The following is a 12,113-nucleotide window of genomic DNA, read 5'->3' as shown; positions in this document are numbered from 1 at the left end:
GGGGCGATCAATAGTCCCGCGTGGAGATCGGCTTCGCCTCGCCGCTCAGCTCGCGCAGCAGGTCATCGAGCAGTGCAGACGCACCGAAACGCAGATGTTCCGGCTTGATCCAGCTCGCGCCGAAACGCTCCTCCGCCAGCTTCTGGTAGACCTGCGCATCGGCCAGCGTACGCAGACCGCCGGCGACTTTCAGGCCGACCTTGCCGCCCTCCTCCCCGATGGTTTCGAGCATCACCTGCACGGCTTCGGGCGTGGCGTTCACCGTCGCCTTGCCGGTGCTGGTCTTGAGGAAGTCGGCGCCGCCGGCAATGGCTTCGCGGCAGGCCGTGCGGATCAGTTCCGGGTCGGCCAGTTCGCCGGTTTCCAGGATCACCTTGAGCCGGTGGTACGGCCCGCACAGCGTCTTGCAGGCACGGATCAGCTCCACCGCACCGGTGTCCTGACCGGCCTTGAGCTTGCGCCAGGGGTAGACCAGATCGATCTCGTCGGCGCCCTCGGCGAGGGTCTTGCGCACCTCTTCCACCACATCGGCCAGCGGTGCGTCGCCGCCGGGGAAGTTGCACACGCTGGCAACCTTCACGCCGCGTCCGCCCAGGGTGTTGAGCGTGCGCCGGGCAACGTGCACCAGCTTCGGCCACACGCACACCGCAGCCACTTCGCCATAAGGCGTCAGCGCGAGGCGGCAGAGGTCCACGGTGCTTTGCAGGTCATCGCCGGCATTCAGCGAAGTCAGGTCCAGCAGGGCGAGCACGCGGCCCGCCGGGGTCTTGCGAGGATCGGTCATCGGCAACACTCTCCATCGGCTTTCTTCAGCCCCGTAGGGCGCATAACGCGCCAGCGTTATCCGCCGCGAACGTTGCGGCGGACAACCTGTTCCAGGCTATCCGCCCTACGGAGCTTCCATGATGTGCTGAGACGACCACCATCTCTCTGGCGGCCGCCTCGTGCCCTGTCGCAGATCAGCGGAACGGCGGCTCGTCGAAGCTGCGCAGCTTGCGCGAGTGCAGCGAGTTGAGCTGGGTGCGCAGCAGGTCCACGGCGGCAACACCGATGGACAGGTGCTGGCTCACCGCGCGCTGGTAGAAAGCCGTGGCGGCGCCTGGCAGCTTGATCTCGCTGTGCAGCGGCTTGTCCGACACGCACAGCAGCGTGCCGTAAGGCACCCGCAGGCGGTAACCCTGAGCGGCGATAGTGCCGCTTTCCATATCCACCGCGATGGCCCGCGCCAGGTTGATCAGCGGGCGCTCCTGGGCCCAGTGCAGCTCCCAGTTGCGGTCGTCGTAGGTGAGCACGGTACCGGTGCGCAGGCGGCGCTTGAGCTGGTCGCCGCGCTCGCCAGTCACCAGCGCGGCAGCTTCCTGCAGCGCCAACTGCACCTCGGCCAGCGCCGGGATCGGGATGTGCGGCGGCAGCACGCGGTCGAGGATGCCGTCGCGGCGCATGTAGGCGTGTGCCAGCACGTAGTCGCCAATGGTCTGCGACTGCCGCAGGCCGCCGCAGTGGCCTACCATCAGCCAGCAGTGCGGACGCAGCACGGCGAGGTGGTCGGTGATGTTCTTCGCGTTGGACGGGCCGACGCCGATGTTGACCAGCGTCACGCCGTCGCCGTCCTCGGCGATCAGGTGGTAGGCCGGCATCTGGAAGCGGTGCCACTCGACGCTGGCGACGATGGCATTGGCCTCGCCCTCATCCGTGCCGCGCTCGATGATCACGTTGCCCGGCAGGACCATACGCACGAAGCGCGGGTCGTCGCGCAGGCGCTCCAGGCCCAGGTGGATGAACTGGTCGACGTAACGGTGGTAGTTGGTCAGCAGGATCCACGGCTGCACGTGGCGCCAGTCGCTGCCGGTGTAATGCACCATGCGGCGCAGGGAAAAGTCGGTGCGTGCGGCGTCGAACAGCGCCAGCGGCATCGGATCGGCGTTCTCCCATTCGTACAGGCCGTCCGCCACACCGTCAGAAGTGGCCGACAGATCGGTGCTGGGGAACACCCGCGCCAGCTCGGCGGCGGTCACGCCCGAGCCACCCAGTTCATCACCGCCCTCCACCACATAGGGATACGGAATGTTCTGCGCGCTGACACCGACTTCCACGCGCACGGTGAAGTCTTCCATCAGCGGGCGCAGCTGCTCCAGCAGGTATTTGCGGAAAGCCTTGGGCTGGGTGATGGTCACGGCGTAGGTGCCGGGCACCTGGACCTTGGCGTAGGCGCGGGTGGTCGAGGGCACTTCGCCCTGGCACAGGTAGGTCACCCGCAGCAGCGGGTAGCGGAATTGTTCGCGCTGCTGCGCGTCGGGGACTTCGCGGTCCTTCAGGTACCGCTTGAGCGCCTGGTTCAGGGCGCCGGTGGCGCGCTCGTGGAGCACGGCCAGTCGATCGACGGCCTCTTCGGCCGTCTGCGCGACGAAGAACTCGTCGCCAGTCGTAAGACTCATGGTGGGCATCCTGTCTGAACGATCAGCTCCATCTTGCCTGCTTCCGTCACAGAAAGGGATGACAGATTCCGAACCGGCAGGACGAGCGGAAGGGTTGAGGAAAGCCTATGACAGAATCCGTGACCTCGAGTGCGGATGACAGCCGCGATGAAGCGACTGTATTCCATTTTCGTATATTGCTTGTCGGGCCGTCCCAAGCTGCCGGAAGCGCCTTGTTTATCGAGGCGCCGCCGCTAGATTGGCCGCGCTGCGGTCAACCCCGCAGCCGGGTTTGACGGCCTGACTCTAGTAGCGCGATGGCGTCTTCCGACGCATGCAGAGATGGCGTACCTCTCTGCATCTATTGGTGCACCCACGAGTAATGATCGTGAAGTTCAATGGCAGATCGCGCAGGGAGGCTCCCGAGAGGAGCCTGCCGGTGTCGCTGGAGCCGGTCCGTCAACCCTGCGCGGTTTGCCGCCCTTCGATTGACGGCGATGGACGGTAGCTGCTCCCAATCACTTTGGAGTACTGCCATGAACCATGACGTTCATACATCTAGCGTATTCATGCGTTACCAACGTCCTTTACGCGCCCTGATGCTGGAGAACCAACCCTGGTTCGCCGCCAGCGATCTGGGCGCCCTGATGGGCTGCCCGGCGGAGCACTTCACCGAGCACCGCCTCGACGCCGACCTCAAGCGCCGGGAACGGCTGCAAACCCAGAGCGGCGAACAGGACACCTGGCTGGTCTGCGAAGCCGGCTTCTTCAATCTCCTATCGCGCTACCGCCACCCGGAAAACCGCAGCCTGCGGCAGTGGATCACCCACGAAGTCATCCCCGCCCTGCGCGGCCCCACCCTCCCCGTCCAGCACCCGCGCCGCTCCCTGCTGCGCTGGGAAAGCCGCGACATCGCCCTGCTGGAATGGAACGACCAGCTCTGGGTCCGCTACAGCGACGTGCCGCAGCTCCTGCAACCCAAACCTGTCACACCACCGCGCCCCGCCTGGTGGCACTCGCTCTGGCGCGTAGGAGCCTGACCAACCCTCGTAGGGCGCATAACCTGGAACAGGTTATCCGCCGGAACCTCCCCGGCGGATAAGCGCTGACGCGTTATGCGCCCTACGAAACCAAGTACACGCCGCCGGCAAGGAGCCCGACACCATGTCACAACGGATTTTCTTCAGCACCTTAACGCAAAGCGTATTACGCATTGCGTTATACGCCAACCGTGATACCGTTCAACCATGATCACGTCGTTCGCCTGCAAACACACGCAAGCGCTGTTCGAAGGGACCTGTCCGAAAGCTTTCAGAGCCTTTCAGGCTCAGGCGGAACGGAAGCTACAAATGCTGGATGCCGCTGCGACGCTGGACTTTCTCAGGTCGCCACCGGGCAACCGCCTGGAAGGGCTGCAGGGTAGCAGGGCCGGCCAGTACAGCATCCGCATCAACGGGCAATGGAGAATCTGCTTTCGCTGGGTCGATGGCAACGTGCACGACGTTGAGATAGTGGACTACCACTAAAGGTAAACAGACATGACGCAAAATCGCATGCGCCCGGTTCACCCGGGCGAAATCCTCCGGGAGGAATATCTGGCACCGCTGGAAATGTCGGCCAACGCCTTGGCCACAGCCCTGCGAGTCCCCGCTACCCGAATCCACGAGATCGTCAACGAGCGTCGCAGCATCACGGCAGACACTGCGCTGCGCCTGGCACGCTACTTCGGAGGTGACGCTCAATCGTGGGTCAACCTGCAGACAGCCTTCGATCTACGCGTCGCGGAATTGGAATCGGGACAGCAGATCATCGACGAGATCAAGCCAAGGGCGGCATAGCACCGCCCTGAGCCCATGGTTCAACTTCACACCAGATGCGGCGTCGCCCGCGCCACCAGCGCTTCCGCGTCCACCCCGCGCGGCAGGGTGCCGTAGACGCGGCCGCCGTCGTCCAGGCGGCTGGCGATGAAGGCGTCGGAGACCACCGAGTTGCCCGCTTCCAGCAGCAGCTTGGCCTGCAGGGCGATGGCGACGTTTTCGGTGAGCTGGCGGGCGCGGTACTGGATGTCCTGGGTGTCGGCGAAGGAGGCCTTGAGGTTGCCGATGAACGACGCCAGGCGCGCGTCGCCGTGGCCGTCGCCGAGTTCGCTGAACAGCGCGTCGAGCACGCCGGGTTCCTTCGACAGGGCACGCAGCACATCCAGGCACTGCACGTTGCCCGAGCCTTCCCAGGTGGAGTTGACCGGCGCTTCGCGGTACAGGCGCGGGAGGATGGTGTCCTCGACGTAGCCGGCGCCGCCCAGGCATTCAGCGGCCTCGTTGATCATCGCGGGGGCGCGTTTGCAGATCCAGTACTTGCCCACGGCGGTCACCAGCCGGGCGAACTTGTCTTCCTGTTCGTCGTGCAGATTGTCCAGGGCGCGGCCCATGCGCATGGTCAGGGCCAGTGCGGCTTCGCTTTCCAGGGCGAGGTCGGCCAGCACGTTCTGCATCAGCGGCTGTTCGGCCAGCACGCGGCCGCCGACCTGGCGGTAGGCGCAGTGGTGCGCGGCCTGGGTCAGTGCCTGGCGCATCAGCGAGCTGGAGCCGACCATGCAGTCGAAGCGGGTCATGGCGACCATCTCGATGATGGTGGGTACGCCACGGCCTTCCTCGCCGACCATCCAGGCCAGCGCGCCGCGGTATTCCACTTCGCTGGAGGCGTTGGACCAGTTGCCCAGCTTGTTCTTCAGGCGCTGGATGTAGAACTCGTTGCGGCTGCCGTCCGGGCGGTGGCGCGGCAGCAGGAAGCAGGTCAGGCCCTTGTCGGTATAAGCCAGGGTGAGGAAGGCGTCGCACATCGGCGCCGAGCAGAACCACTTGTGGCCGACCAGTTCGTAGGCCTGGCCCGGACCGGGGATGCCCACCGGGTAGGCGCGGGTGGTGTTGGCACGCACGTCGGTGCCGCCCTGCTTCTCGGTCATGGCCATGCCGATGGTGGCGCCGGTCTTCTGCTCGATGGGCAGGTTGCGCGGGTCGTATTCGGTGGAGAGGATCTTCGGCAACCACTTCTCGGCGAGGTCCGGCTGCAAACGCAGGGCAGGCACGCTGGCGAAGGTCATGGTCAACGGGCAGCCGGTGCCGGCCTCGGCCTGGCTGTGCAGGTAGCTCAGGCCCGCACGGGCGACATGGGCGCCAGCGCGCGGGTCGGTCCAGGGCATGGAGGGCAGGCCGGCCTCGATGGCCGCGCGCATCAGCTCGTGGTAGGCCGGGTGGAACTCCACCAGGTCGACGCGGTGGCCGAAGCGGTCGTGGGACTTGAATACCGGCTTGTTCTCGTTGGCAAGGAAGCCCGCTGCCATCAGCGGCCCGCCGGCCAGCGCGCCGTAGGCGTCGAGCTTCTGTTCGGCCCAGCCTCCGCCGTAACGGCGCACCCACTCCTGCAGCGGCACGTCGACGCGATAGAGGTTGGCGCCGTCCAGCGGCGGCACCTGATTGGTCACTTCGTGGGTTTCGGCGTACGGGTGCGGGATCATGGCTGGTCCTCCATAACGGGCGTGGGCTTGGCTGGCTTGGGCAAGGCAGATGTGGACGCGCCGACGGCGCGCAGGCAGAAGCTGGCGAGGGCGTCGCTGACGTCCTCCAGGGAAACGTTGGACTGGCCGGCATCCCGCGCGGCGCGGGCGGGCGGCGAAAGCGGGCCGATCAGGGCTTCGGCGATGGCGCCGACCAGGCAGGCGGCGGTCAGCTGCACCGGCTGGGGCTGGAATTCACCGGCGGCGATGCCCTGCTCCAGCAGGGTGACGAACAGTGCAGCGTAGGCTTCGCGGTAGATCAGGCGCTGCTCGTCCACTTCCGGGTCGACCGGCTCGGCGATCAGCGCGAAGGCCAGCTGGCGGCTGCCCCAGGCGCGCGCGGCGAACTGTTGCAGGCCCAGGTTCAGGCGTTCGGAAGCGCTGCCGGGAGCTTTCAGCAGCGCACCGAGGGTATCGACCTCGTGCTGGCTGGCACGGGCGAAGACCTCGGCGGCCAGTTCGCCCTTGCCGCTGAAGTGCCGGTAGAGGCTGCCGGTGGCGATGCCGGCGGCGTCCGCCAGGCTCTGCATGGTCAGGGCGGCGAAACCACCGTCGGCCACCCGCGCCAGCGCCAGCTCGAGAATGCGCTCGCGCAGTTCGCCGTCCTTTTGCAGCCGTGCTGGGGAGTGTCGGTAGGCCATGATCTGAATCCGGATTCACTGCATGAAATTCAGTGAATCACGGTTCAGACCTTTGCTGAAAGGGACATTCCCGCCACGGGCGGAGCGATTCTGGCCAAACCGCCCCCGCCCGTTAGGACGGTTACCAGAGCGGCATCTGGTAGCTGACGATCACCCGCGTTTCGTCGATATCGTTGCCGAAGTCGCTGCGGAAGGCGCCGTTGCGCACCTTGAAGCCGAGGTTCTTCAGCGGGCCGTTCTGCACCACGTAGCCGATATCGGTGTCGCGCTCCCACTCCTTGCCGCGCCCCTGGCCGTTCAGCAGGTCGATGTGGTCGCCTTGCAGGTAGCGGGTCATGAAGGTCAGGCCGGGTAGGCCGAGGCCGGCGAAGTCGTAGTCGTAGCGCGCCTGCCAGGAGCGTTCGTCCTTGTTGGCGAAGTCGCCGATCTGCACGAAGTTGGTCAGGTACGGGTCAGTGCCGCTGAGGTAGGCGAAGCCGGTGTCGCCGGACATGCGCTGGTAGCCGACGCCGAATCCGCTGCCGCCGATGCGGTAGGTGAACAGCGCGTTGAGCGCGCGGTTGTCGACGTTGCTGCCGCCGTCATCGGTGGAGCGCGCCCAGCGGATATCCGACTTGAGCGACTGGCCCTCTGCGATCGGCAGGGTGTGTACCACGCTCAGGTAGTGCTGGCGGTAGAAGTTTTCCAGGCCTCCGTAGTGGTAGCTGGTGCTGAGGTTGTCGGTCCAGCGGTAGGTGCCGCCGGCGAGGTTGAAGCGGTCGCTGCTGGTGTGGCTGCCGAGCACGATGTTGCGCTTGTTGCCGCGGGTCATCGACAGGTCTTCGTCGTTGGTCGAGTCGCGTTGCTTGACCTGGCGCAGCTGGCCGAGTTGCGCGGTGAGGCCGTCGATCTCGTTGACCTCGGCAAGGCCGCCCTGGAAGGTCTGCGGCGCCAGGCGGGTGTCGTTGTACTGCACCACCGGCAGCTTGGGCAGCAGGGTGCCGACCTTCAGGGTGCTCTTCGAGGCGCGCAGCTTGGCCGTCACGCCGAGGGAGCTGTAGTCATCGGCGGCGCGCTTGTCGCTGGCCGAATACGGCAGCAGGCCGGAGCCGGTGCGATCAGGGCTGGAGTCCAGCTTGATCCCCAGCAGGCCAAGGGCATCGACGCCCACGCCCACCGTGCCTTCGGTGTAGCCCGACTCGAAGCGCAGCAGGAAACCTTGCGCCCACTCCTCGGATTTCGACTGCGCGGCACCGCTCTGGCGGTAGTCGCGGTTGAAGTAGAAATTGCGCAGCTCCAGGCTCGCCTTGCTGTCCGCGATGAAGTCCGCGTGGGCGAACAGGGGCAGGCAGGCGAAGCTCGAAACGAGCGCCCGTACGGGAAGATTTTTCATTGTTGTTGTCTCTTCGTCAGGTGAGGTGAAGGCGGCGCCGCTGCTTCGTGAAAGTCCGTGCAGGCCCATTCCCTCCCCCTAACCCTCTCCCTGAAGGGAGAGGGGACCGTTCGGTGCAGGTTGAAACCTTGGCGTCAGCCGGCACGGACAGCTCCCTCTCCCTTCAGGGAGAGGGCGGGGGGAGAGGGCAAGCCCAGGCACAAGCGCCCAGAAAGAACGGTTGCTCCCACGCCGCCAAGTTGAAAATCACTGGATGAGCAGGCCCTCCAGTCGTTGGCGGATCAACTGGCGCGCCTGTTCGACGATGTCGCGCAGCAGTTCCTCGCAGCTGGGTTCGTCATCGATCAGGCCCTGGACCATGCCCGCCGACCAGATCCCCAGGTCGGTGTCGCCCTGCTCGTAGACGGTGCGTCCGCGCAGGCCGCTGACCAGCGTGGCGATGTCGGCGTAGGTGGCGTTGCCGCGCGCCTCGATGGCCAGTACTTCCTGGCTGATGGCGTTGCGGGCGACCCGCGCACTGTTGCGCAACGAACGCATGATCACGTCCGTGGAGCGCTCGTCCGCCGCGCGGATGGCCGCCTTGACCTGCGGGTGGATCGGGCACTCGCGGGTGCTGAGGAAGCGTGTGCCCATGTTGATCGCATCGGCCCCCAGCGCCAGCGCCGCCACCAGCCCGCGACCGTCGGCGAAGCCACCGGAAGCGATGATCGGCACGCGCAGCCGGTTGGCCGCCGCAGGCAGCAGGACCAGGCCGGGAATGTCGTCCTCGCCCGGATGGCCGGCGCACTCGAAACCGTCGATGGACACCGCGTCCACGCCCAGTTGCTCGGCCTTGAGCGCATGGCGCACGGCGGTGCATTTGTGGATGACCTTGATCCCGTGCTGGCGGAACTCGGCGATGTGCTCGCCGGGGTTGTTGCCAGCGGTTTCGACCACGCCGATGCCGCCCTCGATGATCGCCGCGCGGTACTCGGCATAGGGGATCGGCTTCTGCGTCGGCAGCAGCGTGAGGTTGACGCCGAAGGGCTTGTCGGTGAGTTCGCGGCAACGCGCGATTTCATCGGCCAGCGCCTGCGGGGTCGGCTGGGTCAGCGCCGAGAGCGTTGCCAGCCCGCCGGCATTGGCCACTGCCGCGGCCATCTCGGCGCGCCCCACCCACTGCATGCCGCCCTGCATGATCGGGTGTTCGACGCCGAAGGTTTCAGTGAATCGGGTCTTGAACATGCGCCTGTCCTCCGGCGGTTCAGATCGGGTCCCAGGAGAACACGTCCGGGCTGCGCGCCAGGTCCATGAAGCTGCCACGCAATGCGGGCATGCCGTGCTCGGCGATGCTCTGCGGGGTCCAGCCGTTGTCGCTGTGCACGCTGCGCAGCGGACGGCTCTGGCTCATCAGGAAGATCTCGTGGTTGCGCGCGGCGAACACCTGGCCGTTGACCGCACTGGCCGCGTCGGAAGCCAGGTAGACGGCCAGCGGTGCGTTCTTGTCCGGGGTCATGCGCTGCAGGTTTTCCACCCGTGCCTTCTGCTCCGGCGTCTCGGCCGGGATGGAGTCGGTCATGCGGCTCCAGGCGAACGGCGCGATGCAGTTGGAGCGTACGTTGTAGCGCTGCATGTCGAGGGCGATGGACTTGCTCAGGGCGACGATGCCGAGCTTGGCTGCCGAGTAGTTGGCCTGGCCGAAGTTGCCGATCAGCCCCGAGGTGCTGGTCATGTGTACGAAGGCGCCGCTGTTCTGCGCGCGGAAGTGCTCGGCGGCGGCACGGCTGACGAAGAAGCTGCCATTGAGGTGCACGTTGATGACCGACAGCCAGTCCTCGGCGCTCATCTTGTGGAAGATGGTGTCGCGCAGGATGCCGGCATTGTTCACCACGATGTCGACGCGGCCGAAGGCGTCGATGGCGCTGGAGACGATGCGCCGGGCGCTGTCCCAGTCCGACACGCTGTCGGTGTTGATGGCGCCGTCGCCGCCGCGCTGGCGGATCAACCCGAGGGTTTCCTCAGCCGGGGAAGACGAGCCGCCCTCGCCCTGCAGGGACACGCCGATGTCGTTGATCAGCACCCGCGCACCGCTGTCGGCCAGGGCCAGGGCGATCTCGCGGCCGATGCCGCCACCGGCGCCGGTGACGATCGCTACCTTGCCTTCGTTGAGTCGTTGGGTCATCGCTAATTCCTTACTGTTCGTTCAATCAGGGAGTTCGTTGCGCGCAGGATCAGCTCGGCAGGCCGAGCACGGCCTTGGCCAGGATGTTGCGCTGGATTTCGTTGGTGCCGCCGTAGATGGTGGTCGGCCGCGACTGGATGAAGATGCCCGCCGGGTGCAGCTCGGCATCGTCGGCAAACGGGTTGAGCAGCGCCGAATCCGCCCCGGCGATCTCCAGTCCCAGCTCGCTGATGCGCTGGTACAGCTCGGACTGGTGGATCTTCAGCAGGGAAACGTCCGGGCCCAGCTCCTCGCCGCGCCGCAGGCGTTCGGCGAAGCGCTCGTAGAGCGCCTTGTGACAGTCCAGGTCCATGCTCAGCGCGGCGAAACGCTGGGCGAACACCGGGTCATCCCACAGGCCCTGGTGACGAGCCAGGCGCACCAGGCGCTCGAGGGCGAAGGTGGCCTGCTTGGGCGAGCCGAGGAAGATGCGCTCGAAGCCGAGCAGCGCCTTGGCCATGCCCCAGCCGTGGTTGACCGCGCCGACGAGGTTCTCCTGGGGCACGCGCACGTCGTTGAAGAACACCTCGCAGAACTCGCCCTGCAGTTCGAGATTGAGGATCGGCCGTACCTCGACGCCCGGGCTATCCATCGGTACCAGCAGGAAGCTGATGCCCTGCTGCGCCTTGGCGCTACGCTCGGTGCGCGCCAGCACGAAGATCCAGTTGGCCTCGGTGCCCATGGTGGTCCAGGTCTTCTGGCCATTGATGACCCACTCGCCGTCACGCAGCACCGCCTCGGTGCGCAGGCTGGCGAGGTCGGAGCCGGCGTTGGGCTCGCTGTAGCCCTGGCACCAGATGTCTTCACCGCTCAGGATGCGCGGCAGGAACCGCTCGCGCTGGGCATCGGTGCCGTAGCGGATCAGCAGCGGGCCGAGCATGGTGATGCCGCTGTCGGGCAGGCGCGCGCAGCCGTAGTTTTCCATCTCCTCGATCATGATCAGCTGCTTGCCAGCGGCGAGGCCCATGCCGCCGAACTGCACCGGCCAGCCGGGGCACAGCCAGCCTTTTTTCGACAGTGCCTGGTACCACTCCCAGGTGTCGTCGCGGCCCAGGCGATGGGCCGGGTTGCGGATGCGCTGCGGGTAGTTGGCGGCGACCCAGTCGCGCACCAGCCTGCGGAACTCGCCATCGTCGAGGGCGTTGTAATCGGTCATTTCAATGTCCTCAGCTCACTGGCCTTTGAATACGGGAGAACGCTTGTCGAGGAAGGCCGCCTTGCCTTCGGCATGGTCGGCGCTGAGGAACAGCTGGCTCTGGAAATCGCCTTCGCGCTCGAGCAGCAGCTCCAGGCCGTCGGCCAGCAGGGCCTTGGTCAAGGCCAGCGGCAGCGGCGCCTGTTGCTCGAGCTTGGCGGCCAGCGCGAGGGCGGCGTCCAGCGCGGCACCCGGCGCGCAGAGCTGGTCCACCAGGCCGATGCGCTGAGCTTCCTCGGCGTCGATGACCTGCCCGAACATCAGCACCTGCCGCGCGCGGCCGACACCGATGCGCGCCGGCAAGGTGTGCAGCTGGCCAAGATCGGCGATCAGCCCGACCTTGCCGAAGCCGGCGGCGAAGCGTGCCGTGCCGCCACACACCAGGCTGTCGCAGGCCAGCGCCACCGACAGCCCGGCGCCCACCGCCCAGCCTTCGATGGCAGCGATGATCGGCTTGCCCATGCGCAGCATCTGGCGGATCAGGTCAGCGTTCTTCTGCATGCGCACCCGGCCAGCGTTGAGGTCGGTGACGTGCATGTCGCTGAGGTCGCCGCCGGCGCTGAAGACTTCCGCCGAACCGGTGAGGACCACGCTGCGCACGGCGGAATCGGCGTCCGCTTCGCGCAGCGCTTCGAGCAGCTCGGCGCGCAACGCCGGGGACAGCGCATTGCGCCGCGTCGGATTGTTGAAGCGCAGAAGGCGCACCGTACCGAGTGTTTCCTGCAGCAGCATCTCGCT

Annotated in this window: 12 protein-coding genes; 3 read left to right on the top strand and 9 right to left on the bottom strand. The window is 66.5% G+C overall.

Annotated elements, in window-relative coordinates; genetic code table 11:
- Positions 1-7 precede the first annotated feature (7 nt).
- Positions 8-784 carry a deoxyribose-phosphate aldolase gene (gene deoC, locus ABKS89_RS03960; protein WP_348589692.1) on the bottom strand — a complete coding sequence of 259 codons (777 nt, stop codon included), beginning with the start codon at positions 782-784 and terminating at the stop codon, positions 8-10.
- Positions 785-959: 175 nt separating this feature from the next.
- Positions 960-2,435 (bottom strand): AMP nucleosidase, encoded by a 1,476-nt coding sequence (gene amn / locus ABKS89_RS03955; RefSeq protein ID WP_138212040.1) that lies wholly within the window; start codon positions 2,433-2,435, stop codon positions 960-962.
- A 548-nt stretch (positions 2,436-2,983) separates the two neighbouring features.
- On the opposite strand from amn, the gene ABKS89_RS03950 reads away from it, so the two are divergent.
- The 3 genes from ABKS89_RS03950 (at position 2,984) to ABKS89_RS03940 (ending at position 4,252) form a co-directional block, all read left to right on the top strand.
- Positions 2,984-3,454 (top strand): BRO-N domain-containing protein, encoded by a 471-nt coding sequence (locus tag ABKS89_RS03950; RefSeq protein WP_348589693.1) that lies wholly within the window; start codon positions 2,984-2,986, stop codon positions 3,452-3,454.
- Positions 3,455-3,661: 207 nt separating this feature from the next.
- Entirely contained in the window at positions 3,662-3,940 is a 279-nt protein-coding gene (locus ABKS89_RS03945) for a type II toxin-antitoxin system RelE/ParE family toxin (protein WP_138212038.1), read from the top strand.
- Positions 3,941-3,952: 12 nt separating this feature from the next.
- Positions 3,953-4,252 (top strand): HigA family addiction module antitoxin, encoded by a 300-nt coding sequence (locus tag ABKS89_RS03940; protein ID WP_138212037.1) that lies wholly within the window; start codon positions 3,953-3,955, stop codon positions 4,250-4,252.
- 26 nt (positions 4,253-4,278) lie between these two features.
- On the opposite strand, the gene ABKS89_RS03935 is transcribed toward ABKS89_RS03940, so the two are convergent.
- The 7 genes from ABKS89_RS03935 to ABKS89_RS03905 all read right to left on the bottom strand — a co-directional run bounded on the left by ABKS89_RS03935 (position 4,279) and on the right by ABKS89_RS03905 (position 12,107).
- Positions 4,279-5,928: an acyl-CoA dehydrogenase family protein gene (locus ABKS89_RS03935; RefSeq protein ID WP_348589695.1), complete on the bottom strand. Its 1,650-nt coding sequence runs from the start codon at positions 5,926-5,928 to the stop codon at positions 4,279-4,281.
- On the bottom strand, positions 5,925-6,608 hold the full coding sequence (locus ABKS89_RS03930; protein WP_138212035.1) for a TetR/AcrR family transcriptional regulator: 684 nt from the start codon (positions 6,606-6,608) through the stop codon (positions 5,925-5,927). The genes ABKS89_RS03935 and ABKS89_RS03930 overlap by 4 nt, the downstream gene beginning before the upstream one ends.
- A gap of 121 nt (positions 6,609-6,729) precedes the next feature.
- Complete coding sequence (locus tag ABKS89_RS03925; RefSeq protein WP_348589697.1) at positions 6,730-7,980, bottom strand: OprD family porin; 1,251 nt, start codon at positions 7,978-7,980, stop codon at positions 6,730-6,732.
- A 246-nt stretch (positions 7,981-8,226) separates the two neighbouring features.
- On the bottom strand, positions 8,227-9,204 hold the full coding sequence (locus ABKS89_RS03920) for an NADH:ubiquinone reductase (RefSeq protein WP_348589698.1): 978 nt from the start codon (positions 9,202-9,204) through the stop codon (positions 8,227-8,229).
- A 19-nt stretch (positions 9,205-9,223) separates the two neighbouring features.
- Complete coding sequence (locus ABKS89_RS03915) at positions 9,224-10,141, bottom strand: SDR family NAD(P)-dependent oxidoreductase (protein ID WP_348589700.1); 918 nt, start codon at positions 10,139-10,141, stop codon at positions 9,224-9,226.
- A gap of 49 nt (positions 10,142-10,190) precedes the next feature.
- Entirely contained in the window at positions 10,191-11,336 is a 1,146-nt protein-coding gene (locus ABKS89_RS03910) for an acyl-CoA dehydrogenase family protein (protein ID WP_348589701.1), read from the bottom strand.
- Between the two features lie 15 nt (positions 11,337-11,351).
- Positions 11,352-12,107 (bottom strand): enoyl-CoA hydratase/isomerase family protein, encoded by a 756-nt coding sequence (locus ABKS89_RS03905; protein ID WP_348589788.1) that lies wholly within the window; start codon positions 12,105-12,107, stop codon positions 11,352-11,354.
- Between the last annotated feature and the right edge of the window lie 6 nt (positions 12,108-12,113).

It is taken from the genome of Pseudomonas sp. LABIM340 (assembly GCF_040017195.2).
Lineage (GTDB): Bacteria > Pseudomonadota > Gammaproteobacteria > Pseudomonadales > Pseudomonadaceae > Pseudomonas.
Note: the sequence above shows the minus strand (reverse complement) of the source record. Positions and strands in the feature narration are given on the sequence as shown.

Bases quoted from the DNA above. Each gene is read 5' to 3' on its own strand.
- ABKS89_RS03945 (WP_138212038.1), top strand. From the start codon at position 3,662: ATGATCACGTCGTTCGCCTGCAAACACACGCAAGCGCTGTTCGAAGGG.
- ABKS89_RS03915 (WP_348589700.1), bottom strand. From the start codon at position 10,141: ATGACCCAACGACTCAACGAAGGCAAGGTAGCGATCGTCACCGGCGCC.
- ABKS89_RS03925 (WP_348589697.1), bottom strand. From the start codon at position 7,980: ATGAAAAATCTTCCCGTACGGGCGCTCGTTTCGAGCTTCGCCTGCCTG.
- ABKS89_RS03930 (WP_138212035.1), bottom strand. From the start codon at position 6,608: ATGGCCTACCGACACTCCCCAGCACGGCTGCAAAAGGACGGCGAACTG.
- amn (WP_138212040.1), bottom strand. From the start codon at position 2,435: ATGAGTCTTACGACTGGCGACGAGTTCTTCGTCGCGCAGACGGCCGAA.
- ABKS89_RS03920 (WP_348589698.1), bottom strand. From the start codon at position 9,204: ATGTTCAAGACCCGATTCACTGAAACCTTCGGCGTCGAACACCCGATC.
- ABKS89_RS03905 (WP_348589788.1), bottom strand. From the start codon at position 12,107: ATGCTGCTGCAGGAAACACTCGGTACGGTGCGCCTTCTGCGCTTCAAC.
- ABKS89_RS03950 (WP_348589693.1), top strand. From the start codon at position 2,984: ATGCGTTACCAACGTCCTTTACGCGCCCTGATGCTGGAGAACCAACCC.
- deoC (WP_348589692.1), bottom strand. From the start codon at position 784: ATGACCGATCCTCGCAAGACCCCGGCGGGCCGCGTGCTCGCCCTGCTG.
- ABKS89_RS03935 (WP_348589695.1), bottom strand. From the start codon at position 5,928: ATGATCCCGCACCCGTACGCCGAAACCCACGAAGTGACCAATCAGGTG.
- ABKS89_RS03940 (WP_138212037.1), top strand. From the start codon at position 3,953: ATGACGCAAAATCGCATGCGCCCGGTTCACCCGGGCGAAATCCTCCGG.
- ABKS89_RS03910 (WP_348589701.1), bottom strand. From the start codon at position 11,336: ATGACCGATTACAACGCCCTCGACGATGGCGAGTTCCGCAGGCTGGTG.